At 71.1% G+C, this 23,929-nt stretch carries 21 protein-coding genes and 1 pseudogene; 12 read left to right on the top strand and 10 right to left on the bottom strand.

The window, feature by feature from the left end; translation table 11 throughout:
- Nucleotides 1-81: 81 nt before the first annotated feature.
- The 3 genes from OG289_RS45940 (at nt 82) to OG289_RS45930 (ending at nt 2,320) form a co-directional block, all read left to right on the top strand.
- The gene (locus OG289_RS45940) at nt 82-930 is read left to right on the top strand and encodes a bifunctional methylenetetrahydrofolate dehydrogenase/methenyltetrahydrofolate cyclohydrolase (protein ID WP_327319960.1); all 849 of its coding nucleotides are present in this window, start codon (nt 82-84) and stop codon (nt 928-930) included.
- Nucleotides 931-1,053: 123 nt separating this feature from the next.
- Entirely contained in the window at nt 1,054-1,770 is a 717-nt protein-coding gene (locus OG289_RS45935) for a TetR family transcriptional regulator (protein ID WP_442819130.1), read from the top strand.
- A 136-nt stretch (nt 1,771-1,906) separates the two neighbouring features.
- Nucleotides 1,907-2,320, top strand: coding sequence for a Zn-ribbon domain-containing OB-fold protein (locus OG289_RS45930; protein ID WP_327319958.1), 414 nt, complete (start codon nt 1,907-1,909; stop codon nt 2,318-2,320).
- On the opposite strand, the gene OG289_RS45925 is transcribed toward OG289_RS45930, so the two are convergent.
- A complete protein-coding gene (locus OG289_RS45925; RefSeq protein ID WP_327319957.1) occupies nt 2,317-3,675 on the bottom strand; it encodes a Gfo/Idh/MocA family protein in 1,359 nt (452 codons plus the stop codon). The two genes, OG289_RS45930 and OG289_RS45925, sit on opposite strands and share 4 nt — an antisense overlap.
- A 175-nt stretch (nt 3,676-3,850) precedes the next feature.
- On the opposite strand from OG289_RS45925, the gene OG289_RS45920 reads away from it, so the two are divergent.
- A complete protein-coding gene (locus OG289_RS45920) occupies nt 3,851-6,628 on the top strand; it encodes an alpha/beta hydrolase family protein (RefSeq protein WP_327319956.1) in 2,778 nt (925 codons plus the stop codon).
- A 79-nt stretch (nt 6,629-6,707) separates the two neighbouring features.
- On the opposite strand, the gene OG289_RS45915 is transcribed toward OG289_RS45920, so the two are convergent.
- The 3 genes and pseudogenes from OG289_RS45915 to OG289_RS45905 all read right to left on the bottom strand — a co-directional run bounded on the left by OG289_RS45915 (nt 6,708) and on the right by OG289_RS45905 (nt 8,831).
- The gene (locus OG289_RS45915; protein ID WP_327319955.1) at nt 6,708-7,088 is read right to left on the bottom strand and encodes a PPOX class F420-dependent oxidoreductase; all 381 of its coding nucleotides are present in this window, start codon (nt 7,086-7,088) and stop codon (nt 6,708-6,710) included.
- A gap of 26 nt (nt 7,089-7,114) precedes the next feature.
- Nucleotides 7,115-7,595, bottom strand: a pseudogene (locus OG289_RS45910) (enolase C-terminal domain-like protein); the annotation flags it as partial.
- Between the two features lie 36 nt (nt 7,596-7,631).
- Nucleotides 7,632-8,831: a MalY/PatB family protein gene (locus OG289_RS45905; protein WP_327319954.1), complete on the bottom strand. Its 1,200-nt coding sequence runs from the start codon at nt 8,829-8,831 to the stop codon at nt 7,632-7,634.
- Nucleotides 8,832-8,856: 25 nt separating this feature from the next.
- Here OG289_RS45905 and OG289_RS45900 point away from each other — a divergent pair, with 25 nt between their 5' ends.
- The 3 genes from OG289_RS45900 to OG289_RS45890 all read left to right on the top strand — a co-directional run bounded on the left by OG289_RS45900 (nt 8,857) and on the right by OG289_RS45890 (nt 12,394).
- The gene (locus tag OG289_RS45900) at nt 8,857-9,891 is read left to right on the top strand and encodes a hypothetical protein (RefSeq protein WP_327319953.1); all 1,035 of its coding nucleotides are present in this window, start codon (nt 8,857-8,859) and stop codon (nt 9,889-9,891) included.
- 104 nt (nt 9,892-9,995) lie between these two features.
- On the top strand, nt 9,996-10,829 hold the full coding sequence (locus OG289_RS45895) for an SAM-dependent methyltransferase (protein WP_327319952.1): 834 nt from the start codon (nt 9,996-9,998) through the stop codon (nt 10,827-10,829).
- A gap of 164 nt (nt 10,830-10,993) precedes the next feature.
- Nucleotides 10,994-12,394 carry a S1 family peptidase gene (locus tag OG289_RS45890; RefSeq protein WP_327319951.1) on the top strand — a complete coding sequence of 467 codons (1,401 nt, stop codon included), beginning with the start codon at nt 10,994-10,996 and terminating at the stop codon, nt 12,392-12,394.
- Nucleotides 12,395-12,478: 84 nt separating this feature from the next.
- Here the strand turns inward: OG289_RS45890 and OG289_RS45885 are convergent, their stop codons facing one another.
- A complete protein-coding gene (locus OG289_RS45885; RefSeq protein WP_093770941.1) occupies nt 12,479-12,649 on the bottom strand; it encodes a hypothetical protein in 171 nt (56 codons plus the stop codon).
- 111 nt (nt 12,650-12,760) lie between these two features.
- Nucleotides 12,761-13,921: an ROK family transcriptional regulator gene (locus OG289_RS45880; protein ID WP_327319950.1), complete on the bottom strand. Its 1,161-nt coding sequence runs from the start codon at nt 13,919-13,921 to the stop codon at nt 12,761-12,763.
- A 167-nt stretch (nt 13,922-14,088) separates the two neighbouring features.
- On the opposite strand from OG289_RS45880, the gene OG289_RS45875 reads away from it, so the two are divergent.
- From OG289_RS45875 to OG289_RS45860, 4 genes are read left to right on the top strand one after another with little or no spacing between them, the layout of a single operon-like run.
- A complete protein-coding gene (locus OG289_RS45875; protein ID WP_327319949.1) occupies nt 14,089-14,994 on the top strand; it encodes a carbohydrate ABC transporter permease in 906 nt (301 codons plus the stop codon).
- Nucleotides 14,995-15,007: 13 nt separating this feature from the next.
- The gene (locus OG289_RS45870; RefSeq protein WP_327319948.1) at nt 15,008-15,949 is read left to right on the top strand and encodes a carbohydrate ABC transporter permease; all 942 of its coding nucleotides are present in this window, start codon (nt 15,008-15,010) and stop codon (nt 15,947-15,949) included.
- A 7-nt stretch (nt 15,950-15,956) separates the two neighbouring features.
- Nucleotides 15,957-17,303 carry an extracellular solute-binding protein gene (locus OG289_RS45865; protein WP_327319947.1) on the top strand — a complete coding sequence of 449 codons (1,347 nt, stop codon included), beginning with the start codon at nt 15,957-15,959 and terminating at the stop codon, nt 17,301-17,303.
- Nucleotides 17,304-17,341: 38 nt separating this feature from the next.
- A complete protein-coding gene (locus OG289_RS45860; protein WP_327319946.1) occupies nt 17,342-18,544 on the top strand; it encodes a Gfo/Idh/MocA family protein in 1,203 nt (400 codons plus the stop codon).
- A 48-nt stretch (nt 18,545-18,592) separates the two neighbouring features.
- Here the strand turns inward: OG289_RS45860 and OG289_RS45855 are convergent, their stop codons facing one another.
- On the bottom strand, nt 18,593-19,288 hold the full coding sequence (locus OG289_RS45855) for a L,D-transpeptidase family protein (RefSeq protein ID WP_327319945.1): 696 nt from the start codon (nt 19,286-19,288) through the stop codon (nt 18,593-18,595).
- Nucleotides 19,289-19,785: 497 nt separating this feature from the next.
- Between OG289_RS45855 and OG289_RS45850 the strand changes: the two genes are divergently transcribed.
- Nucleotides 19,786-21,177, top strand: coding sequence for a pyridoxal phosphate-dependent decarboxylase family protein (locus tag OG289_RS45850; protein WP_327319944.1), 1,392 nt, complete (start codon nt 19,786-19,788; stop codon nt 21,175-21,177).
- On the opposite strand, the gene OG289_RS45845 is transcribed toward OG289_RS45850, so the two are convergent.
- The 3 genes from OG289_RS45845 to OG289_RS45835 all read right to left on the bottom strand — a co-directional run bounded on the left by OG289_RS45845 (nt 21,155) and on the right by OG289_RS45835 (nt 23,923).
- Nucleotides 21,155-22,435, bottom strand: coding sequence for an MFS transporter (locus tag OG289_RS45845; protein ID WP_327319943.1), 1,281 nt, complete (start codon nt 22,433-22,435; stop codon nt 21,155-21,157). The genes OG289_RS45850 and OG289_RS45845 overlap by 23 nt on opposite strands.
- A gap of 117 nt (nt 22,436-22,552) precedes the next feature.
- Nucleotides 22,553-23,467, bottom strand: coding sequence for an SDR family oxidoreductase (locus OG289_RS45840; RefSeq protein WP_327319942.1), 915 nt, complete (start codon nt 23,465-23,467; stop codon nt 22,553-22,555).
- A gap of 84 nt (nt 23,468-23,551) precedes the next feature.
- Entirely contained in the window at nt 23,552-23,923 is a 372-nt protein-coding gene (locus OG289_RS45835) for a DUF4180 domain-containing protein (protein ID WP_327319941.1), read from the bottom strand.
- Nucleotides 23,924-23,929 lie beyond the last annotated feature (6 nt).

The raw sequence follows: 23,929 nt of genomic DNA, 5'->3' as shown, positions 1-23,929 counted from the left end.
CGGGACTCCTGGTCGGCGGCGGAGAGGCGGGTCGTACGATGACCTGACCGTCGTTTTCTCCCGAAGGGCTCGTCGACTCCCGTGACCACCGCAACACTTCTCGACGGCAAGGCCGCCGCGGCCGACATCAAGAGCGAACTCGCCCTCCGGGTCGAGGCGTTGAAGGAGCGTGGCGTCACTCCCGGGCTGGGCACGATCCTGGTCGGCGACGACGCGGGCAGCCGTTCCTACGTCGGCGGCAAGCACCGCGACTGCGCGCAGGTCGGCATCGCCTCGATCCGGGTGGAGCTGCCCGCCGACGCCTCCCAGGCCGATGTCGAGGCCGCCGTGCTGCGGCTCAACGCCGATCCGGCGTGCACCGGCTTCATCGTGCAGCTCCCGCTGCCCGCCCACATCGACACCCACGCCGTACTGGAGCTGATCGACCCGGTCAAGGACGCCGACGGGCTCCACCCGACGAACCTGGGCCGCCTGGTGCTGGGCATCCCGGGCCCGCTGCCCTGCACCCCGCGGGGCATCATCGACCTGCTGCGCCGCAACCGCGTGCCGATCACCGGCCAGCAGTTCTGCGTCATCGGCTGCGGTGTCACCGTGGGCCGGCCACTGGGCCTGATGCTGACCCGCAGCACCGAGCACGCCACGGTGACCCTGTGCCACGAGGCCACGCAGGACACGGCCGCGCACGCCCGGGAGGCGGACGTGGTGGTGGCCGCGGCGGGCGTGGCACACCTGGTCAGGCCGGACTGGATCAAGCCGGGGGCGACGGTGCTGTCCGTGGGCCTGACGCGCACGGTCGAGGGCATCCTCGGAGACGTCCACCCGGACGTGAGCGATGTCGCCGGTTCCTTCGCACCGCCGATCGGCGGGGTCGGGCCGATGACCCGGGCGATGCTGCTGACCAACGTGGTGGAGGCGGCGGAGCGGATCTGAGGCCGGCACCCCCTGCCGGGGCACTCGGTTCCCTGCCCGGAGGGAACTGAGTGCCATCGGTGCCGCTCAGGTGTTACGTTCCCGTCCATGAGCGCCACTGAGAAGGCGGAGGCCAAGCCGCCCATGCGGGACGCCCTGGTCGCGGCGGCCTTCCGGCTGTTCCTGGAGCGGGGCTACGAGCAGACCACCGTCGACGACATCGTGGCGCTCGCGGGGGTCGGCCGACGGTCCTTCTTCCGCTACTTCCCCTCCAAGGAGGACGTGGTCTTCCCCGACCACGAGCGCTGCCTGGCCGACATGACCGCCTTCCTCACCGCGAGCGGGAAGGACCACGAGCCGGTGCGCCGCGTCTGCGACGCCGCCCGGCTGGTGCTCCTGATGTACGCGGAGAACCCCTCGTTCTCCGTGCAGCGCTACCGGCTCACCAAGCAGGTGCCGGGGCTGCGCGCGTACGAACTGTCGGTGGTGTGGCGCTACGAGCGCGCCCTCGCCGAGTACCTGCGGGGCCGCTTCGCCGGTCGGCCCGACGGCAACCTCCGCGCCGACGTGATCGCGGCCGCGGTGGTCGCCGCCCACAACAACGCGCTGCGTTCCTGGCTGCGTTCGGACGGCCGGGGCGACGCGAGCGCGACCGTGGACCACGCCCTGGGGTATGTGCAGTCGGCTTTCGGCGCGTCCCCGGCGGTCCCGGAAACCACCGCTCCGACCGCCCCGGCGCCTCCCGCCGACGAGCAGCCCGAGGACGTCGTCGTCGTGGTCTCCCGGCGCGGGGCGCCCCTGTGGCGGGTGGTGCAGGAGATCGAGACCACGCTCGGCCAGGGCCGACCCTCGCCGCAATAAGGGTACGCAGTGCCTTTACGACTGGCACTGAGTGCCATACGCTGTGGGCGTGCACGGTGGCACGGTGAGCCGGGCACGTGCGTGCACGGGTGAGCCGCGCACGTGGATTCCGGCCGAGTGCAGGGAGTTGACCCGCGTGTACCACCACTCAGGAAATGCCGTTCAGCAGGCCGCCGGCTCCGCGGCGGGCGTCCTCGACCGTGCGAACGCCGACGGCGACACGATCCTCTTCCAGCGCTGCACCTGGTGCGGCACCGCCATGTACCACCGGCTGCTGTGCCCGGTGTGTCAGGGCAGCGACCTGCGCACGGAGCGCAGCGAGGGCACCGGCACGGTCCGCCACGCCACGGTGGTGCACCGCAACACCCCCGCCGCGCGCAACGTGTCACTGGTCGAGATGGCCGAGGGATTCGTCGTCCGCGGCCGGGTCATGGGCCCGCTCATCGGCATCCACAGCGGCGACCGCGTCCGGCTTTCCACGGTCAAGGACCCGGTACGCGGCGAACCGGTCTTCCAACTCCTCGACGAGCCGTACCGGGCCTGGCACTAGGACCCTCGGGTGACCGGGGCGAGGCCCGGCAGCAGGTCCTTGACGCGGACCGGCCGGCCCGTCTCGAAGCACTGGTTCGCGGCGAGCCCCACGGCGAGGGCGAGCGCGCCGTCGCGTTCGGTGGCGGTGCTTGCGGTACCGGTGGCGCTCGCGGTGCTCTCGGATGCCGTGGGTCCGAACAGCGCCTCCAGCATCCGGGTGTCTCCCCCGCCGTGCGCCTCGTGCCGTGTCGTGACCGGGATGTCGACCGGCGGCCGCCACAGCGGCCGCAGCGTCAGCCGGACACCGCCCGCGTGCTCGGCCGCCGTGTCCCCGTGCAGCGCTCCGCTGTCGGAGGTGATGCGGGTCCGGGGCGGCTGCCAGCGGCTCTCCTCGACCTCCAGCTCCAGGCGTCCGGCGCTGCCGTTGACCATCACCCGGTAGCCCTCCCACGGGGAGTAGGCGGTGAGGTGGTACGTCATCGTCGCGCCCCGCGTGTACCGCACCAGGACCGCCATGTCGTCCTCGATGGTGACGGGCCCGCCGAAGACGTTGCGGTCGCGGTGGTAGCCGTCGTCCCCCTCCGCGTCGAGGTAGAGCGCCCGTAGCGTGTCGTCGGCCGCGAGGTCCAGCGCGAACGGGTCGTCGGCGGCCTCCTCGGCGCCGTGGGCGCGGTCGTACGGGCGGCGCAGACCGTGCCGGGCGCCGGCCTCGGGGCCGTAGAAGGCGAGCCGGCCGTAGCCGAAGACCTCGTCCGGCTCGTCGGCGAGCCACCAGTTGACCAGGTCGAAGTGGTGGCTCGCCTTGTGCACCATCAGTCCGCCGCTGTACCGCTTCTCCCGGTGCCAGCGGCGGAAGTAGTCCGCGCCGTGCCGGGTGTCGAGCAGCCACTCGAAGTGGACGGAGAGGATCTCCCCGACCGCGCCCTCGGCGAGCAGCGCGCGCACCCGCTCGTGCACGGGGTTGAAGCGGTAGTTGAAGGCGACGGTGAGGGAGTTGCCGGTCTCGCGGACGGTGTCGAGGATGCGGGCGCAGCGGACCTCGTCGACGGTCATCGGCTTCTCGGTGACGACGCGGCAGCCCGCCCGCAGGGCGGGCACGATGTAGCGGTCGTGCTCGGCGTCGACGGTGGTGACGACGACCTGGTCGACGTCCTCCTCGGCGAGCAGGTCGGCGAAGTGTTCCGGGTCCCACTCGGTGGCGGGCGGGGCGCCGGCTCCGGCCAGCAGCCGGTTGTGGAAGGCCATGCGGGTGGGGCTGGGATCGCAGAGGGCGACGACACGGTGGCCGGGGCGGACGGCGAGATCCCGGGTGAAGGTCTGCGCGCGGTGTCCGGTGCCGACGACTGCCGTGCGGAGGTGGGGAGTTCGGCTCATGCAGGTGGCCTTTCCCCGGGCGCGGTCGGGCAGTCCACCTGGCCGGTTTCTTGTCCTTGCGGGGCAGAGTCCGCCGGCACAGGCAACCCACAGGACCCGTTCGGCTTCCTTCGGGACGTGAGGGGCGCCCGGTACGGACGGGGCCCCCGCGCTCCGAGTATTGAGGAGTGGACCCTTGATCCGTGCCCGGCGAATAGGTGTCACCGCCGTGGCCGCAATCGCGGCCCTGGCGGGAACACCGGGACTGGCACAAGCCCAACAACCGTCCGAGACGAGACCGTTGACCTCGCCCGCCGACAGCGGGCTGCCGCAAGGGTGGCAGATCAGCGGGAAGGGCGCCGCACGCGAGCTGGTCTGGCGGTCGCCCACGCCCGTGCCCATCGGCGACGCCCGCGTGGAGTTCCACACGGGCGACCGACTGCTCGGCGTACCGAAGGCGGGGAAGGACGGCCGCACGTTCCGGCTCTCCCTCGACGAGACCGGCGACACCTCCCTGAAGGACCTGCGGGTACTGGCGAGCGGACACCGTCTGGACGCGCCCGCCGCCAACTCCGCCACGGGCGAACGGCGTTCGCTCACCGCCGAGCAGCCCCCGGCCCGGACCCCCGCTCCGGCTCCCGCCAACTCCGTCGACCCGGGCAAGCCCGGCGCGTACCGCACGGTCAGCGGCGAGTACGCCCTCGACCCGGTGAAGCTGCCCGGATACGCCCAGCCGATCGAGATGCAGGCCGTCGTGGTGGCGCCGAAGGGCGCCACCGGCAAGCGGCCGCTCGCGCTGTTCCTGCACGGCCGGCACACCACCTGCTACACGCCGGGCAGCGACGACCTCGACATCTCCTGGCCGTGCCCGGCGGGCATGAAGTCGATCCCGAGCTACAAGGGCTACCTGCAGGACCAGCAACTCCTGGCCTCGCAGGGTTATGTGACGGTGTCGATCTCTGCGAACGGCATCAACGCCCAGGACTCGGAGGCCGAGGACGCCGGCGCGCAGGCCCGTTCCTCGCTGGTGCGCCGCCACCTCGCCAAGTGGGCCGACTGGGCAGCCCACCCGGCCACCGCCCCGGCCGCGGTGCCCGACGCGGCGAAGGCCGACCTCTCCCGCGTCCTGCTGGTCGGCCACTCGCGCGGCGGCGAGGGCGTCAACCGGGCCGCGATGGACAGCCTCTACCCGGCGCCCGCGGCCCAGGACGGCTACCACGGGCCGGTCCGCTGGAAGATCCGTGGCACCGTCCTCATCGGACCGACGATCTTCGGCCAGAATCCGGTCGCCGACGTCCCGTCCACGACCATCCTGCCCGGCTGCGACGGCGACGTCTCCGACCTCGAGGGCGAGACGTACCTCGACGGCACACGCGGCATCAGCAACGGCACCGCCCTGCACAGCGCCGTGTACGTGGTCGGCGCCAACCACAACTTCTTCAACACGGAGTGGACGCCGGGCAAGGCCGTGGCGCCCTCCTTCGACGACTTCTACGACGACCCTGAGCAGCCCGACCCGGTGTGCTCCAAAGGCACCCCGACCCGGCTGACCGCCGACCAGCAGCACCAGGCCGGCGCCACCTACATCGCCGCCGCCGCCCGGCTGTTCGTGGGCGGCGACGACCGGGTGCGGCCGCTGCTCGACGGCACCGGACGGCGTGCTCCCTCCGCCGACCCGGCCCGCGTCCTGACGCACGCGGTCGGCGCCCGTCGCACGGGCGGTTTCCTGCCCGACGGCGGGGTCGGGGTGACCGGCGGCCGAGTGTGCTGGGCGGATCCCGACCCGGCCAGGGCGTGTCTGGACTCCGACGCCAAGGGGAGGTCCCCGCACTTCGGGTGGTGGGACCTGGAGAAGGACACCGGCAAGAGCGCCGTCGCGCTGAACTGGTCCGCGCCGGGCACCCCGGCGAAGATCACTTCCACCGCTCCCGTCTCCCTCTCCGGAGCCAAGAGCCTGGCGCTGCGCGTGTTCGTACCGCCGAACACCACCGGGACCGAGCTGGACGTGTCCGTCACCGACTCCACCGGCCGCCGCGCCCAGCTCGGCCGGGTCGGCGTCGACGGACTGCCGGGCTCGGACCGCACCGCCTCCTACTGGGCCCGCGAACTGCGGGTCCCGCTGACCGCCGCCACCCGCGCCGGGCTCGACCTCAGGCACGTCAAGTCCCTTGAGCTGACTCCGCGTTCGGGTTCCGGGCAGGCGTGGTTCATGGACGCCTGGGGCTGGGCCCCCGGCACTGTGGCGGTGCGGGCGGCGGCGCTGCCGCGCGTCGACGTCGGCCGGGTCACGGTCAAGGAGGGCGACTCCGGTACCCGCACTTACCACATCCCGGTCCAGATGTCCGGACACGGCAGCGGCAAGGTCCGCTTCTACGTCGTCGACCCGGCGACCGGCGATCCCACGGAGAAGCTGGTCACCGTTCGGCCCGGCAGCACACCGATCGACCTGCCGGTCGAGGTGAAGGGCGATACGCGTTTCGGCAACGACCAGCACAACGACCTTCTCGTGAAGGCCGTACGCGGTGCCGTCGTCGGCTCCTACCGGGGAGGGGTCACCGTGGAGAACGACGACCCCGCACCCGAGGTCAGCCTGACCCCGGTCGCGGACAAGGTGACCGAGGGCGGGACGCTGAGCTGGCGTATCTCCCTGTCGGAGCCCGTCGACGTGGACATCTGGCAGCCGGTGCGGGTGTACCCGGTCACCGAGGGCGCCGAGCTGTCCACCAAGGACGTGGACCCGCAGTGGCTGATGGACTACTCCGGTGATCTGCCCGACCCGGAGCGCCCGCTGTCCGAGGCGAACCTGTGGGTGTGGATGGGCATCCCGGCCGGGACGACCACCACCGACTTCACGGTGCCGACGGTGAAGGACCAGCTGGCCGAGCCGGTCGAGTCGGTGCGCCTGGCTCTGACGGACGACGACGCCGAGCCGCTGCCGCCGGTGCTGACGGGCACGGTGACGGACGTGCCGTAGACCGCGCCGCGAAGCTGCGCGGAAAGGGGGCATGGACCGGCCGGTCCATGCCCCCTCACCTGTCCCGGCCTCTGTCCGCTCACAGGGTCACGCGGATCCCGACCGTTCCGTCGAGCCCTCGCCGCAGCCGGCTGCCCAGGAGCGTCAGGCGCCCCAGGACGCCGTACTTGCGCGCGAGCAGGGTGCGGTAGCGGGCGGTGGTCTCCGGGTCGCAGATCTCGGCGGTGGCCGGGACCTGCTCGCCCGTCGGCCTGCCGCGCACGTCGCACGGGCCGACGAGCACGTCACCGCGGGCCCGGATGCGCTTCACCTTCCAGGCGTCGGCGGCCGACCAGGCTCCGAGCGCGTCCCCGTCACGCACCACCCACACGGGTGTCGCGACCCCGGTCCCGTTCTTCCGATAGCTGGTGATCAGCAGATATTTGCCCGCCCCGAGCCGATCGAGCGCGTTGTCATCCATTCCCGCAGTCTAGGCACCCGGGCGCGTCACCACCTCGGCAGTCTCAGCTCGTAGTCGGGCTGGATCCGCCGCATGCAGCCGGTGTCGTCCCGGCCGCGTACACCCGAGTCGAGGTAGCGGCGGTGCAGCCGGTCGAGGGCGTCGTGGTCCAGCTCGACTCCGAGGCCCGGCCCGGTCGGCACCGTCACCGCCCCGCCCGTCAGCTCCCAGGACGCCGGGGACGATCACGTCGTCGGCGCTGTTCCACGGGTAGCGGGTGTCGCAGGAGTGGTCGAGGTTCGGGATGGCCGCGGCGACGTGGGTCATGGCGGCGAGGCTGACGCCCAGGTGCGAGTTGGAGTGCATGGACAGGGCGATCCCGAACGCCTCGCAGACGGCGGCCAGTTCGCGGGTGCGACGCAGTCCGCCCCCGTGGTGGTGGTCGGTGAGGAGCACCTGGATCGCGTTCCGCTCGATCGCCGGCCTCAGGCGTTCCCAGGCGATCACGCACATGTGGGTGGCCCTTGGAGGCGATCAGGGGCAGCAGGTGCTGGTCCCGGATCATCAAGAGGCCGAGGACGCCGGCCGGCGGACGGCCGAGGCCATCCGCCGTACGCCCTCGGTGAGGATCTCCGGCGAGGTGGCCAGATTCAGGCGTACGTGCCCGGCCCCGCCGGTGCCGAAGTCCGGCCCGGAGTTGAGGGCGACCCGGCCTCGCTCCAGGAAGACCGAGGCCGGATCCTCCCCGAGGCCCAGCGCCCGGCAGTCGAGCCAGGCGAGGTAGGTCGCCTCGCCCGGTCGGTACTCGACACCGGGGAGGTGCTCGGCCAGGAGGGCGGTGAGCAGGCGCCGGTTGTCGTCCAGGCCGGCCAGCAGGGCGTCCAGCCAGGCCGTGCCCTCGCTGAGGGCGGCGGTGTGGGCGAGGACACCGACATGGCTCGGCCCATGGCCGACCTCCTCGGGCAGCAGGGCCAGATCGGCCGCCGCCGCGGGGCCCGCCACGGCCAGGGCCGCCTTGAGCCCGGCCAGGTTCCACCCCTTGGACGCCGACATCAGCGACAGGCCGCTCTCCGCGCCGGGGACGGAGAGGTAGGGCACGAAGTCGGCCCCCGCTGCGGTGAGCGGGGCGTGGATCTCGTCGGCGACCACCCGGACGCCGTACCGCCCGGCGAGTTCGGCGACGGCCGACAGTTCCCGGGCCGTGTGCACGGTGCCGGTCGGGTTGTGCGGGCTGCACAGCAGGTGCGCCGCGCGTCCACCGCCCGCGACGGCGCGCCGGTACGCCTCCTCCAGCACGCCGAGGTCGAGCCGCCCGTCGGCGTCCAGGGGCGCCTCGGCGATCCGCCGGTCCAGGTGCTCGACGAACGGGAAGAACGGCGGGTACACGGGCGGGTTGACGATCACCGGATCGCCGGGCCCGGTCACCAGCTTCAGCATCTCGACGACGCCCAGCATCACGTCGGGCACGATCGCCGTCCGCTCGACGGCGAGCCCGTCCCAGCCCCACCGCTCCGCGGCGAACCCGGCCAGCGCCTCGGCGTAGGCCGTGCCCGCCGGATAGCCGGTGTCGCCGAGCGCGAGGGCCTCCGTCACCGCGCGGACGACCGGCTCGGCGAGAGGCACGTCCATCTCCGCGACCCACAGCGGCAGCACGTCGGCCGGATGGGTATGCCACTTCATGCTCGTACGGCGCCGGAGCACGTCGAGGGTGAGGGCGCGCAAAGGGTTCGGTTCACGGGACGTCTCGTGCGGGATGCTGGTCATGGGGCACAAGATAGGGGGCTGTGGTGTGACCTGGGATCATGCGAACGGGACATCCGTGGCGGACGCCGCCGGAATCCCGGAGATCGCCTGCGACGAGTCGGGCTCGGACGGCGAGAATCTCACCGGCGGAAACACCGATGTGTTCGCCCACGCCAGTGTGCGGCTGTCGGTCGATTCCGCCGCCGGGCACGTACAGGAGATCCGCGACCGGATCCGTTCGCCCGCCGAGGAGTACAAGGCGAACCATCTGCTCCGGGAGAAACACCGGGCGGTCCTGGAATGGCTGCTCTCGGAATCGGGCCCGCTGTACGGGCACGCCCATGTGCACCTCGTCGACAAGGCCTTCCTCGTCGTGGACCGGACCGTCGACCTGCTGCTGGGCGATCCGGAGGCGGCCGTTTCCCTCTTCCGTCAGGGGCGGCCGACATTCACCGACGCCGAGTGGCGGCAGTTCCTGGAGGCGGCCAACCAATTGTTGTGGGTGCGCCACGAAGACGAACCCGACGTGCCTGTCGAGTACTTCTTCCGCACGGTCGAGGAACTACGGCGGCGGCATGTGGGGACACCGGCAGCGGAGATTCTCTCGCGGCTCTCGGGAGAGAGGTCCCGCGCGTTTTCCTACCGGGCCGGAATTCAGGACGGGCCGTTCGTCCTCACCCCGGTCCTCAATCCCCTTCTCCCCTCCATCCTGCACACGGCCGCCCACTGGAGCGCCGAAGGACGTCCGGTCCGGCTCGCGCACGACCGGCAGAACATGCTCACCCCGGAGCGGATCGCCTGGATCGAGGACGCGGCCCGGAAGCGGGGCATCCGGCTCGCCGGGCTCCGGCTCGTCGTCTCGCGGCTCGACGCACGGGTGCAGCTCGCCGACTTCCTCGCCGGCATCGCCCGCCGGATCGCCTCCGACGAGCTGGGCGGCCGCGGCGACCCGGCGCTCACTGCGCTGCTGCGCCCCTACACCGGTGCGGCGGCCGTGTGGGGCGACGAGCGGAGCTGGGCGCGGCTCGGCCCGGCGACGGAACCCGGGGGACGGTCGGCACAGGTCAACTCGGGTGTCTAGATTGCTTGTCGCCCGAGTACGCCACCCTTCCTCGACGTCCCTTCCTCAGTGCCCCTTCTTCCGCACTCCTTCATTCCGCCCCACTTCCGTACAGGAGCCGATCCGTGACCGAGAACGCACAGGCCGTCGACGTGGCCGCACAGTCGCCGTACACCCGGATCAACACCAACCAGCCGCACACCGCCCGCATCTGGAACTACTGGCTGGGCGGCAGGGACAACTACGAGGTCGACCGGACGACCGGTGACCGGATCCGGGAGTTACACCCGGGCATCAGCGAGTACGCCCGCGCCGACCGGCTCTTCCTGGGCCGTGCCGTGGAGCACCTGGTGACCGACGCCGGGATCCGCCAGTTCCTCGACATCGGCACCGGTCTGCCCACCGCGGACAACACGCACGAGGTCGCGCAGCGTCTCGCCCCGGAGTCCCGGATCGTCTACGTCGACAACGACCCGCTGGTCCTGGCGCACGCCCGCGCCCTGCTCACCAGCACACCCGATGGCCGCACGGACTATCTCGACGAGGACCTGCGCAACGTGGACGCGATCCTCGAGCACGCCGCGAGGACGCTGGACTTCAGCGAGCCCGTCGCGCTGGTCCTGCTCAGTGTGGTCATCTTCATCGGCGATGACGAGGACCCGTACGGGCTGGTCCGGCGGCTGGTCGACAGGCTGCCTTCGGGCAGCGTGCTGGTGCTGTCGCACACCGTCACCAGCCCGGCGATGCCCGATGTGGACGAGGCGGTGAGGTTCTGGAACGAGCACGGCACGCCGAAGCTGACCCAGCGCACGCCCGAGGACGTGGCCCGCTTCTTCGACGGCCTGGAGCTGCTGGAACCGGGCGTGGTGTCGTGCTCGCGCTGGCGTCCGGAGGGCACCGGGGACGGGACCGAGCCGGAGGAGGTCGCGATGTTCGGCGCAGTGGCACGCAAACGCTGACGTGATCGCCGGAGCCCTCCCCGGCACGGGACGGGACGACCCGGATGTGATCACTTCCGGGCTGAACGCTGACGGGTTCCGGCACGTATGGACGGTGAGGGCGCTCAACGACCGGAGGGCCCCGCGGTGTTGAGGCCGCGCGTTCGGGGTTTCGGGAGCCATGCATGAGGCACGTACGACGACGGACCGTCCGGCGAGTGACGCGGCTGGCGGCAGTCGGCGGACTCCTCCTGGGAGGAGCCATGGTCACACAGGCGGCCATGGCGAGCGAACCACCCGCCACGTCGGCGGTGCCGCGCAGTGCGGCGGAGTCCGTCGTCACCAATCCGGGCGCGGCTCTCGTCGCGAAGTTCGGCACCGCGCGTACCGCGGGCACCTGGATCGGCTCCGACGGGCAGCCGGTCGTGGCGGTCACCGACGAGCAGACGGCCGACGCCGTCCGGGAGGCGGGCGCCGAGGCGAAGGTCGTCTCCCACAGCATGAACGAGCTCAAGTCGGCAGCGGCGACGCTGCGTTCGGCGCCCAGGGTGGCCGGCACGGCTTGGGTGATGGACTACCGGTCGAACCAGGTCGTCGTGCAGGCGGACAGCACGGTGTCGGCCGGCGACTGGTCGCAGCTGACGCAGACCGCGGGCGGCATCGGCGGCTTCGTGCGCATGGAGCGCACCACCGGCACGTTCACCACCCGGATCAACGGCGCGCTGCCGATCCTGTCGACCGGCGGACGCTGTTCGGCCGGCTTCAACGTGACCAACGGATCGAACGACTTCATCCTCACCGCCGGGCACTGCGGGCCCACCGGCTCGACCTGGTTCGCGGACAACCAGGCCAAGCAGCAGGTGGGCCAGACAGTCAACTCCAACTTCCCCGGCAGCGACTTCTCGCTCGTGCAGTACGCGAGCGGCAAGGCGGGCGACGGTGCCGACGTGGTGGCGATCGGCAACGGCAACGGGGTGAAGATCACGGGCACGGGCGACGCGGCCGTCGGCCAGCGGGTGTTCCGCAGCGGCAGCACCAGCGGACTGCGCGACGGCGAGGTCACCGGTCTGGACGCGACGGTGAACTACCCGGAGGGCACGGTCGGCGGGCTCATCGAGACGAACGTGTGCGCCGAACCCGGCGACAGCGGCGGCCCGATGTTCTCCGAGGGCGTCGCCCTCGGTATCACCTCGGGCGGCAGCGGCGACTGCAAGACGGGGGGTACGACGTTCTTCCAGCCGGTGACGAGGGCGCTGGCCCAGCTCGGGGTGCAGCTGATCGTGGCCGCGCCGTCCGACGCCAACAACCAGGGCGGAAACCCCACGGCGTCCGACGCTCCCCAGCCGACCGCCTCGAACACCCAGGCGGCGATCGCCCCGGGCTCGACCTCGCCGGGCTCGACCACTCCGGTGACGGGCATCGGCAACAGCGCGACCCTCGCCTCCCGGCTCACCGACCCCAGGAACATCGGCCCCGGGCTGCTGGTGATCGCGGGCAGCATGGTCGCCCTCGTCGCGACCCGGTACATCCGCGCCGAACAGGACCGCAAGGCCTACCAGCGGTACTACTCGGCGACGTGGGGCTGAGCGGGACAGCGAAAGGGCAACGAAAAGGGCACCCGGTCAGGGTGCCCGCTTCGGAAAGGGAGGCTCGGGGGTCCTCGGGGAGTGTCAGGCGGCCTCGACCGGCTGGGGCGCGGCGGCCCACTCCAGGACGAGCCGCCGGTACTCCTCGCGCTGCTCGACGCTCAGTGTCCCGCCCGACCGGAGCCACAGGGCCCGGATCTCCTCGTTGACCTCCGCGGCCGATCGCTCGGAGAGGGATTCAACAGTGGTGGACATGGTGTGAATCTTACGGCGTCCGAGGTGAGGGCCGCGTGAGTCATCACGAACGAACCAGACATACCGGACGTGTTACTGATCACGTCCATCTGTCAACCCCCACCCCCCTGTTCAGCCCTCCGCGGCCCCCAGCACCAGCACCTGGATCGCCAGCACGGCAGCCCCCTGCGCCCAGTCGTGGAAGTCGGACACCTTGGTCTCCAGCTCCACCGGGGCGGCCAGCGGATGCCGGTGGGCACGGATGGTCGCCTCCACCGTCGCCCCGCCCACGCCCATCAGACCGACGCCCTCCCCGGCGAGCAGGATCTTCTGCGGCATGACGAAGTTGGCGATCTGCGCGACCAGCGTGCCCAGGGCGCGGGCCGCCTCGTCGACGACCCGGGCGGGCATGGGCTCCCCGGCGGCGGCCAGGGCGAGGATCTCCTCGTACGTCCGCTCCCGGCCGGTGGCGGCCTGTACCTGGTAGCGGATGTTGGGGATGGTCAGCAGCGAGACGGCGCTGCCGCGCTCACCGTCGGGGGTGAGCGGTCCGTTGGGGTTCACGATCCAGTGCCGGCCGAAGTCGCGGTCCTCCTCGGCGCAGGAGACCCGCTTGCCGCCCAGGACGAGGCCGTAGCCGATGCCCGCGCCGATGGTGAGGACGACGAAGCGGTCGAGGCCACGGCCGGCGCCGAACCAGGTCTCGGCCTCCACGAGCGCGGCGACGTCGTTCTCGACGACCACCGGCAGCCCCGTACGCTCCTCGACCAGGGCGGCCAGCGGAACGTCCCGCCACCCCAGGAAGCGTGACTCCCCGACCACCGCACGGACCCGGACGAGCCCGCCCACCCCGATGCCGATCCCCGCGAGGCGTGGGTGGGTGCGGGCCAGCTCGTCGGTCATCTCGCCCAGCACGCCGACGACGACGTCGGGGTCGTGCGAGGTGAGCGGGCGGTCGTAGCGGGCGACGATGTCGCTCCGGAGGGTGGTGACGACGCCGTACACCATGTCCCCGGTGATCTTGAAGCCGATGAAGGAGCCGGACTCCGCGACCACGTCGAGTGGCTGTGAGGGGCGTCCCTGCCGCGACTCCGCCGGGGCGCCCGCCTCGGGCACCTCGACCAGCAGGCCCGACTCGATCAGTGGTTTGGTCAGCCGGGTGAGGCTGCCCGCGGAGAGGTTCAGCCGCCGCGCGATGTCGGTGCGTGACAGCGGGCCGTGGACGAGCACCTCGATCGCGACCGAGCGCTCCCCCGAACTCAGCGGCAGCCAGCCGGCGGTACCTGTGGTCATGAGGGTCAGACTCCCACACGATTTATTTTGCACTGGAAGTATCCAGGTCACTATAGGTGCCAACAAGGTCACGGGAAAAGATGTTCTCCCACCTCTTGACGCCTGGATTCTTTCGGCCCAAAAGTAAATGGCCGAGAACGAGCCGCCGCAGACGAGGGAGTCTCCCGATGACCATCGCCTCCAGCAGTCCTCCGTCGCACCGTGAAGGGCGGGGTGACGGCCGACTCGCCGCGCTGTTCCTCGCCCCGGCCCTGCTGGGGTTCGTGGTCTTCCTGCTCTATCCGACGCTGCGGGGCGTCTACCTGAGCTTCACCCGCTTCAACCTGCTGACGCCGGCGGAGTGGGTGGGCCTGGACAACTACGTGCGGATGGTCCACGACCCCATCTTCTGGGACTCCCTGAAGGTCACCGTGGAGTACGTCGTCCTCAACATCGGTGTGCAGACGGTCGCGGCCCTCGCCATCGCCGTACTGCTGCAACGGCTCACGCAGTCGGCGCTGCTACGGGGCATCGTGCTCACCCCGTACCTGATGTCGAACGTCGTCGCGGGCCTCGTCTGGCTGTGGATCCTCGACACCCAGCTCGGCATCGGCAACGAGATCGTCAGCGCCCTCGGCTTCGACCGCATCCCCTTCCTGGCCGACGAGACCTGGGCCATCCCGACCATCGCCCTGATCAACGTCTGGCGGCACGTCGGCTACACCGCCCTGCTGCTCTTCGCCGGTCTCCAGGCGATCCCGAACGACGTCTACGAGGCGGCCAGGGTCGACGGCGCGGGCGAGTGGCGGATGTTCTGGCGGATCACGATGCCGCTGCTGCGTCCGGTGCTGGCGGTCGTGCTGATCATGACCGTGATCGGGTCGTTCCAGGTGTTCGACACCGTGGCCGTGACCACGGCGGGCGGTCCCGCGAACGCCACCAACGTGCTCCAGTACTACATCTACGGCTCCGCCTTCGGCCGTTTCCAGTTCGGCTATGCCTCGGCGATGTCCGTCGCCCTGCTGGTCGTCCTGAGCGCGATCACCGTCCTGCAGTACCGGCTCACCCGGGCCGGCCGGACCGACCTCGGCTGAGGGAGACACGGACATGGCTGTCGCGACGACAACGACACCCCCGACCACCACGACGACGACCGGCATACGGCCGGTCCGGCGCAGGATCTCCTTCGGCCGGGCCGCCGCCTGGACCGCGATGGGCCTGATCGTGCTCATCACCCTGCTGCCGTTCTACTGGATCCTGCGCACCGCGCTCTCCTCCAACGCGGGCCTCGGCGCCGACCCCGCCAACCCGCTGCCGGTCGGTCTCGGCACCGGCGGGTTCGAACGGGCCCTGGGGCTCCAGTCCGCCAAGGAGGCGATCGCGCAGGGCGGCGCCGGGGGCGGGCTCGACTTCTGGCGCTATCTGCTCAACTCGGTGATCGTCTCGACCCTGATCACCGGCTGCCAGATCTTCTTCTCGGCGATGGCCGCCTACGCCTTCGCGCGGCTGCGCTGGCGGGGCCGGGACAAGGTGTTCGGCCTGTTCCTGGCGGGGCTGATGGTGCCGACCATCTTCACGCTGCTGCCGAACTTCGTGCTCGTCAAGCAACTCCACCTGGTGGACACCCTGTGGGGCATCGCGCTGCCCAGCCTCTTCATGACCCCGTTCGCGGTGTTCTTCCTGCGGCAGTTCTTCATGAACATCCCGCTCGAGGTCGAGGAGGCGGCGCTGCTCGACGGCGCCGGAAAGGTGAAGATCTTCTTCCGGGTGATCCTGCCCATGGCGTCGACGCCGGTCATCACGCTGTCCGTGCTGACGTACATCACCTCCTGGAACGACTACTTCTGGCCGCTGATGGTCTCCTACAGCGACAGCTCGCGGGTGCTGACGGTGGCGCTGGCGGTCTTCCGCGCGCAGACCCCGGCGACCGGCGTCGACTGGTCCGGGCTGTCCGCGGCGACGCTGATCGCCGCGCTGCCGATGCTGGTGCTCTTCGCCTGCTTCGCCCGCCGCATCGTCAGCTCCATCGGCTTCACCGGGATCAAGTGAGGGAACAGTGACCCGACTTCGTACGCTCACCGCACTGGCCGGAGCGCTCACGCTGTCCCTGGCGACCGGCTGCGCACAGGGCGGCTCCACCGGGGCGTCCGCGCACACGGTGACCTACTGGCTGTGGGACGCCAACCAACTGCCCGCCTATCAGGCCTGCGCCAAGGGCTTCGAGCGGGAGAACCCCCAACTAAACGTCAAAATAACCCAGTTGGGCTGGAGCGACTACTGGACCAAGCTCACCGCCGGGTTCATCGCGGGCACCCAGCCGGACGTGTTCACCGACCACATCCAGAAGTTCGGCCAGTTCGCCGATCTGAAGGTGCTGGAGCCGCTGGACGACCTCGGCGTCAAGGACTCCGCCTACCAGCCGGGACTCGCCGCCAACTGGATCGGCCAGGACGGCCACCGCTACGGCACCCCCAAGGACTGGGACACGGTCGCCCTCTTCTACGACGCGAAGCTGGCGAAGGCCGCCGGACTCACCGCCGGGCAGCTCTACGGCCTGTCCTGGAACCCGAAGGACGGCGGCACCTTCGAGAAGGCCATCGCCCGCCTCACCGTCGACCGCAACGGACGGCGCGGGGACGAGCCTGGCTTCGACAAGGACCACGTGAAGGTGTACGGCCTGGCCAGCCAGGGCGGCGGCTACGGTGACGGCCAGACCCAGTGGAGCATGTTCACCGCCTCCGCCGGATGGAGCTACACGGAGAAGGCGCGCTGGGGCACGGACTACCAGTACGACAGCAAGACCTTCCAGTCCGTCGTCAAGTGGTACTTCGGCCTGGCGGAGAAGGGCTACATGGCCCCGCTCTCCGACTACAACGTGCAGTCCAACCAGGGCAACACCCAGGTCGCCGCGGGCAAGGCGGCCGCCGCCTTCGACGGCGCCTGGATGATCTCCACGTACCACGGCTTCAAGGGCAAGGACATCCAGTCCGCCCTGACGCCCGTCGGCCCGACCGGCAAGCGGGCCACCATGATGAACGGCCTCGCCGACTCCGTCACCAAGGGCTCCCACAACAAGGAGGGCGCCCGGAAGTGGGTGGCCTACCTGGCCTCCGACGCGTGCCAGACGATCGTCGGCAGGTACGGCGTCGTCTTCCCCGCCACTCCGGCGGGCACCGACGCCGCCGTCGCCGCCTACAAGAAGCAGGGCATCGACGTCTCGGCGTTCACGGAGCCGGTCGCCGACAAGAAGGACTTCCGCACCTTCTCCTACCCGATCACCAACTACGCGGCGGACGTCACGGCGCTCATGCAGCCCGCCATGGAGGACATCTACGGCAACGGCAAGCCGGTGAGCAGTCTCGACGAGACCAACAGCCAGATCAACCTGATCCTCGACCAGTGAATCGACCTCTGAATCGACTTCGGAAGGGCACGCCACCCATGACGTTCTCCCTCGGCATCGTCGGCGCCGGGCAGTTCTCCGGCCAGTTCGCCAAGCTGTTCCTGGCCCACCCCGGCGTCGGCGACGTGTACGTCACCGATCTGCTGCCGGAACGGGCCGAGCGGCTGGCCGCCGCGGAAGGCCTGACGGGCACCTTCCCCTCCTACGAGGCGATGCTTCAGTCGCCGGCGGTCGACGCGGTCGCCGTCTTCACCCAGCGCTGGACGCACGGCCCGCTGGTCCTCCAGGGCCTGGACGCGGGCAAGCACGTGTACTCCGCCGTCCCCATGGCGATCACCACGGAGGAGATCTCGGCGATCATCGACGCCGTCCGGGCGACCGGGCTGACGTACATGATGGGCGAGACGAGCCAGTACAACCCGGCGACGGTGCACGCCCGCAACCAGATCGCCGAGGGCGCCTTCGGGCGGCTCTTCTACGCCGAGGGCGACTACGTCCACGACATGGACCTGGGGTTCTACGAGGCGTACCAGTACAGCGGCGGCGCGGACTGGAGGTCGACCGCCAGCTATCCCCCGCTGCTGTATCCGACGCACTCGGTGGGCGGGGTGCTGGGCGCCTGGCGGACGCACGCGGTGAGCGTGTCCGCGATCGGGGTGGTCGACGCACGGGGCGACGGCGTCTTCGACAAGGAGGTGAGCCGGTTCGGCAACGACTTCTCCAACGCCACCGCGCTGTTCGAGGTGGCGGGCGGCGGCTCGTTCCGTACGAACGAGTTCCGGCGGGTCGGCTACCCCTCCCACATCCGCGAGTCCCGGTTCCGCTTCTTCGGTACCGAGGCGAGCATGGAGCAGCTCGCGACGGTGGCGCTGTGGCAGGACAAGAAGGGCGTCAAGGACATCAGCGAGCTGCTGGAGCCCAAGCCCACGCTGTCCCCCGACGACCCGTCGCTCCAGCACATCGCGCCCGATCTGCGGGCCGCCTTCACCTCGGGTTCGGCGCCGGTGCACGACCGCTCGCGGCTGCCGCGGGAGTTCGACGAGCTGCACAACGGGCACGAGGGCAGCCACCACTTCCTGGTGGACGACTTCGTGACGGCGGTCAACACGCGCACGCTGCCGTCCGTGAACGCCTGGGTCGCGGCCCGCTACACCCTGCCGGGCATCGTCGCGCACGAGTCCGCGCGGCAGGGTGGGGCGAGGCTGGAGATCCCGGACTTCGGGGACGCGCCGGAGGCGTGACGCCCGGGGACGCCGGGCGGCCGCGCCGCCTCAGGAACCTCGGTGGACTCAGGTGCCCGGCTTACGGCCGTAGACGAAGACGTCGTCGCCGTTCTTCAGCAGCGACCAGTACTTCTTGGCGGTCGTGGTGGTCATGTTGACGCAGCCGTGCGAGCCCGGCGGGTTCCACATGCTGAGACCGACGGAGTGGAAGGCCTGGCCGCCGTCGAAGAACTGGCTGTAGGGCATGGGCACGTTGTAGATCGTCGAGACGTGGTTGATGTGACGCCAGTAGATCTTCTTCAGACCGGTGCGGGTCTCGTACCCGTTACGGCCGGTGCGCACCGGGACCGGGCCGTAGACGAGCCTGCTGCCGTCCTGGATCCAGCTGAGCTGGAGGGTGAGGTTGACGCAGGCGATGCGGCCCTTGTTGGTGGGGCACTTGCCGGCCTTGTTGGGGTTGCTGCCCACCGCCTTCTGCTTGTTCATGAGGTCCATCACACCCCACGTGACAGGCCCGGCGTAGCCGATGTTCGGGGTGATGCCGTGCTTGTTCTGGAAGGCCTGGATGGCCTTGCAGTCGGCGGTCGACTGCTTGCCGTCGACGGGCCGGCCGAGGAACTTCTCCACCTGCTTCTGGTACGGCCCGGCCTGCGTCGAACAGCTCGCGGCCTGGGCCGGTGCCGCCCCCAACGCGAGTGTCAGCGGCGCGACAAGGCCGGTGACCCCGAGCACGACGGCCCCTCGTCTGCGTATGTCCCCCATGACTGCCCTCTCCCTGACGCGATTGCGCTCTCGTCAACCTAGACCGGCGGGCGGGGGTATCGGTTGTAGTCCTGCTCAGCCTGTGACGAAACAGTCACCTTCTCGGCCGTGAACGTCCGGGCTTGCCCACCCGGTCGCTCACACCTCGTCGCACTCCCGACTGCCCTCCCTACCACAGGACGGTCATCACGGGTCGCATCCACCAGTCCCCAGATTCAGGAACAAAATGTGACCAGATGCGACAAGGTGGGTTGTTCGCATTTGCCGGCTCCGCCGTGCGGCCGCAGGCGACCAGCAGGAGGTCCCGGCCGGCAGGCGACCGTCGACGACGGCCTCCCGCACGGGGTTCGCGAGGGACCGGGACAGCGGTCCGGGGCGCTCGCGCCAGGGGCCGGGGGCGGCGGCCAAACCCTCGTGCATCGGTCCATCGTGCATCAGTCCAGTTTCCCCGAAGTGGACCATGCGGTGCCCGGGACACCCGGCCTAGGGTCCTCGGTATGCACCCCACGCTCGCCGACGACCTCTCCCGGCTCCCCGAACTCCTGCAGTGCGCCCGCGACTTCGCCGCCCGCGAGGTGACCGGCCTGGACGAGCGGCCGGTGGTCCGCCTCGACAGGACGCCGGACCGGACCTCGCTGCCCGCCGAAGGGGCCGGGGCCGACGGCGCCCTCACCCGGTTCGCCGAGCGCTGGGCGCCGGGCTTCTCCGGCTCCGCCGGGCCGCGCTACCTCGGCTTCGTCACGGGCGGCGCCACGCCCGCCTCGGTCACCGGGGACTGGCTGACCAGCGCGTACGACCAGAACGTCTCCGGGGCCGCCGGGTCCTGGGCGGCGGCGCTGGAGCGGGAGACAGTGGCCTGGCTGCGGGAGCTGTTCGGGCTGGGCGAGGCGCACTCCGGGGCGTTCGTGACCGGTGCGACCGTGTCGAACACGGTGGGGCTGGCCGTCGCCCGGGAGTGGTTGGGCGAGCGGCTGGGGGTGGACGTGTCGCGGGAGGGCGCGGCCGCGCTGGGTCCGGTCGACGTGCTGTCGGGCAGCCCGCACTCCAGTGTCGCCAAGGCGCTGTCGGTGCTGGGCGTCGGCCGGGACCGACTGCGGCAGGTGCCCGTGCTGCCGGGCAACCGGGAGGCCGTCGACGTCGACGCGCTGGAGGCGGCCCTCGCCGCGCTGGAGGGCCGGCCGGCGATCGTCGTCGCCAACGCGGGCACCGTCAACACCGTCGACTTCGACGATCTGCGGGCGATCGCGGCCCTGAAGGAGCGGTACGGGTTCTGGCTGCACGTGGACGCGGCGTTCGGCGGGTTCGCCGCCCTCTCCCCCGCGTACGCCCACCTCGTCGACGGGCTCGACGCCGCCGACTCGGTCTGCGTGGACCTGCACAAGTGGCTCAACGTGCCCTATGACGCGGCCGTCCAGTTCACCCGCCGCCGCGACCTCCAGGTGCGGGTCTTCCACAACGCCTCGCCGTATCTCGGACTGCCCACCGGCGAGCCCGACTTCGTCCACCTCACTCCGGAGAACTCCCGGCGGCTGCGGGCGCTGCCGGCGTGGTTCTCGCTGGTGGCCTACGGGCGGGACGGGCACCGGGAGATCGTCGAGCGCAACGTGGCCCTCGCGGCCCGGCTCGGCGAGGGGATCGCCGCGCTCGACGGGCTGCGGCTGCTGGCGCCGGTCCGACTGAACGTCGTCTGCTTCACCCTCGCCGACGACCCGACGCGGGAGCGGGTCGCCGCGCTGGCGGACACCGTGGCCGCCTCCGGGGAGGCCTTCCTGACGCCGACGGTGTACGGCGGGGTACCCGCGCTGCGGGCGGCGTTCAGCAACTGGCGTACGGCGGAGGCGGACGGGGATCGGGTGCTGGCCGCGCTCACTTCGGCACTGTCCGACTGAACGTCACGGACGTCTGCTGCTGCGGGAGTTCGCGTCGGGAGCGGACCGGGGAGAGGAACACGGGCAGGAAGTTCACCGCCAGCAGCGCGCCGCCCACCCAGAGGGTGGCCCGCACTCCGGCCAGTTCACCGATCAGGCCGGAGACGGCGGCGCCCACGGCCAGCGCCCCGGTCAGCAGGAAGCGGAACGTGGCGTTCATCCGGCCGAGCAGGGCATCCGGGGTCATCCGCTGGCGCAGGCTCACGCCCAGGACGTTGTCCACGCCGGTCTTGAACAGGACCAGCACCCAGGCCGTTCCCGCGATCCACAGCCAGGGCCCCCGGTCGATCAACGGCACGAGCAGTCCCGAAGGCGCCAGGACCAGACCGGCGAGACCGAGGGCGCGGCCGTGCCCGAGGCGTGCGGCCAGCCGGCGGGCGCCCCAGGCGCCGAGCAGCAGGCCGAGTCCGCCCGCTCCCCAGAACAGGCCCAACGCACCTGCGGTGAGCTGGAGTTCGCGGACGAACAGGATGGGCAGCATGGTGGTGACGATCTGCGAGCCGAAGTTGGTGAGGGCGGCGGTGAGGGCGAGCGCGCGCAGTTCCCGGTTGCCGAGGACGTGCCGTACGCCCTCCGCGATCTGGGCGCCCAGCCGGACCGTGTGCGGCGGGCGGGGGGTGTCGTCCCCGCGTCCGAGGGCGCAGAGCTGGAGCGCGGAGGCGAGGTAGGCGCCCGACGCGCAGACCACGGCGACGGGCGCGGTGAGCAGTTGGACGAGCCCGCCGCCCGCTCCCCGTCCCGCGATGTTGCCCACCGCCTGGAGGCTCACGACCGCAGAGTTCGCCCGCACGAGGGCGGCGGGGCCGACGAGTTGGGGCAGGGCGCTCTGCGAGCCGACGTCGAAGAACACGGTCGCGCAGCCGTTGAGCAGGACCACCGCGTACAGGTGGCCGAGGGTGAGCGCGTCGAGCTGCCGGGCGACGGGCACGGAGCAGAACAGCACGGCCCGCGCCAGGTCCGCACCGATCAGGATGCGACGGTGGCGCATGCGGTCCACCCAGACCCCGGCCGGCAGCCCGATGAACAGGAACGCCAGCGTGCTCAGGGTGGCCAGGGCGCCGACCTGTCCCGGGCTCGCGTCCAGTGCGGTCACGGCCACGAGGGGCACGGCGACGTAACTCACGTTGGTGCCGAGCTGGCTCAGTGCGGTGGCCGAGAACAGGACGCGGAAGTCGCGGACGCGCCAGGGTGAGGCGGCCGACTGTGTGGGGGTCTGCACGGGTGAACGCTGCCCGACGGCCTGGGGCAGGACAAGTGAAAAAATCTCCAGGTGCTGTTAAGCGCCGCTACCACGTCAACAGGACCGAAATCTCACTGGAGTTGAAGAAGCCTGCACTCAGCGGTAGCCCGTCGTGTCCGCCGGCTTCCCCGCGTCCTGGACCTCGACCATGTAGCGCCAGGCGTCCGGGCGGCTGCCGTCGAGGTCGGTGAAGCCGTACTCCGGGGCGAGGCCGCCGCTGGAGAGGGACCGTCCGTTGTGGCGGGCGACGTCGGGGTCGGCGGCGAGAGCGGCGACCGCGCGGCCGACGTAGCGGGGTGTCTCCGAGATGGCGAAGTGGGGAACGCGGTCGAGGGCGTCGCGCCAGTTGTCCTCGCGTACGCCGAACTGGTCGAGCATCAGCTCCGAGCGCAGCCAGCCGGGGGTGAGCGCGACGGCGGTGGCGCCGCGCGGGCCGAGTTCGTGGCCGAGGGCGAAGGCCATGCGCAGGACGGACGCCTTGGCGAGGTCGTAGAAGAAGTTCACGCGGTAGGTGTCGCGGTTGTACTCGGCGGTGCCGTCGGTCATCTCGACGACCAGTCCGCCCGGGCGGCGCAGGAGCAGCGGGAGGGCGTGGTGGCTGGTGATCACGTGGGTCTCGACGGCGAGCCGGAGCAGCCGCAGCCCGCCTGCGAGGTCGTGCTCCCAGACGGGGGTGTCCCACTCGAAGAGGTTCTCGGCGCCCCAGATGTCGTTGACCAGGACGTCGAGGCGGCCCTGTTCGTCCGCGACGCGGTCGACGAGGGCGCGGACCTGCGCGGGGTCGAGGTGGTCGGTGGGGACGGCGATGCCGAGGCCGCCTGTCTCGGTGACCAGGTCGGCGGTGTCCTCGATCGTCTCGGGGCGGTCGTACTCGGAGCGCCGCTCGCGCGTGGTGCGTCCGGTCACGTAGACGGTGGCGCCGGCCGCCCCCAACTCCACGGCGATACCGCGTCCCGCGCCCCGGGTCGCCCCCGCGACCAGTGCGACCTTGCCTTCCAGCGGCCCTGACATGTCCGGCCTCCCTGCCTCGTGCGAGTGGTGTCGCTTCGAGGATCCCGGGAAAGCCGGACATCTCCTGTCACCTTTCGGCGGTTCTCACCCGGCCGGGCGCAGCCTGTCCTCCAACGCGGCGTCGTCCGCCAGGAACCACAGTTGACCGCCGTGGTTCGCCTCGTACACGAAGTCCCGCAGCGCGGAGCTCTCGGCGAGGTGCCGGGAGACGTCACCCACGACGGCCAGCCTCAGGCGGTAGTTCACGAACTTCTGCACGACCGCGCCCGCGACCCCCGACCGCAGCCGGAAGAACGCGTCCCCCATCCGTTCCGCGGGCACGGCGACGAGAGTCGCGTCCTGGCCGAACGCGTCGCCGATCAGGTCGAGCGCGGCGCTCTCCCCGTCGAGCGGTGGGCCGTCGGGGGCGCACCGCAGGACACGGGTGTCGTGGAGGGTCACGAGTGCATTGGTCATGTCCGT

This window comes from Streptomyces sp. NBC_01235, assembly GCF_035989285.1.
GTDB lineage: Bacteria > Actinomycetota > Actinomycetes > Streptomycetales > Streptomycetaceae > Streptomyces.
This window is presented reverse-complemented; position numbering and strand designations above follow the sequence as displayed.

Excerpts from the sequence above, each read along its gene's own strand:
- OG289_RS45850 (WP_327319944.1), top strand. The coding sequence starts at position 19,786 with ATGCACCCCACGCTCGCCGACGACCTCTCCCGGCTCCCCGAACTCCTG.
- OG289_RS45905 (WP_327319954.1), bottom strand. The coding sequence starts at position 8,831 with ATGACCAGCATCCCGCACGAGACGTCCCGTGAACCGAACCCTTTGCGC.
- OG289_RS45880 (WP_327319950.1), bottom strand. The coding sequence starts at position 13,921 with ATGACCACAGGTACCGCCGGCTGGCTGCCGCTGAGTTCGGGGGAGCGC.
- OG289_RS45870 (WP_327319948.1), top strand. The coding sequence starts at position 15,008 with ATGGCTGTCGCGACGACAACGACACCCCCGACCACCACGACGACGACC.
- OG289_RS45935 (WP_442819130.1), top strand. The coding sequence starts at position 1,054 with ATGCGGGACGCCCTGGTCGCGGCGGCCTTCCGGCTGTTCCTGGAGCGG.
- OG289_RS45875 (WP_327319949.1), top strand. The coding sequence starts at position 14,089 with ATGACCATCGCCTCCAGCAGTCCTCCGTCGCACCGTGAAGGGCGGGGT.
- OG289_RS45860 (WP_327319946.1), top strand. The coding sequence starts at position 17,342 with ATGACGTTCTCCCTCGGCATCGTCGGCGCCGGGCAGTTCTCCGGCCAG.
- OG289_RS45840 (WP_327319942.1), bottom strand. The coding sequence starts at position 23,467 with ATGTCAGGGCCGCTGGAAGGCAAGGTCGCACTGGTCGCGGGGGCGACC.
- OG289_RS45890 (WP_327319951.1), top strand. The coding sequence starts at position 10,994 with ATGAGGCACGTACGACGACGGACCGTCCGGCGAGTGACGCGGCTGGCG.
- OG289_RS45855 (WP_327319945.1), bottom strand. The coding sequence starts at position 19,288 with ATGGGGGACATACGCAGACGAGGGGCCGTCGTGCTCGGGGTCACCGGC.
- OG289_RS45885 (WP_093770941.1), bottom strand. The coding sequence starts at position 12,649 with ATGTCCACCACTGTTGAATCCCTCTCCGAGCGATCGGCCGCGGAGGTC.
- OG289_RS45925 (WP_327319957.1), bottom strand. The coding sequence starts at position 3,675 with ATGAGCCGAACTCCCCACCTCCGCACGGCAGTCGTCGGCACCGGACAC.
- OG289_RS45915 (WP_327319955.1), bottom strand. The coding sequence starts at position 7,088 with ATGGATGACAACGCGCTCGATCGGCTCGGGGCGGGCAAATATCTGCTG.
- OG289_RS45835 (WP_327319941.1), bottom strand. The coding sequence starts at position 23,923 with ATGACCAATGCACTCGTGACCCTCCACGACACCCGTGTCCTGCGGTGC.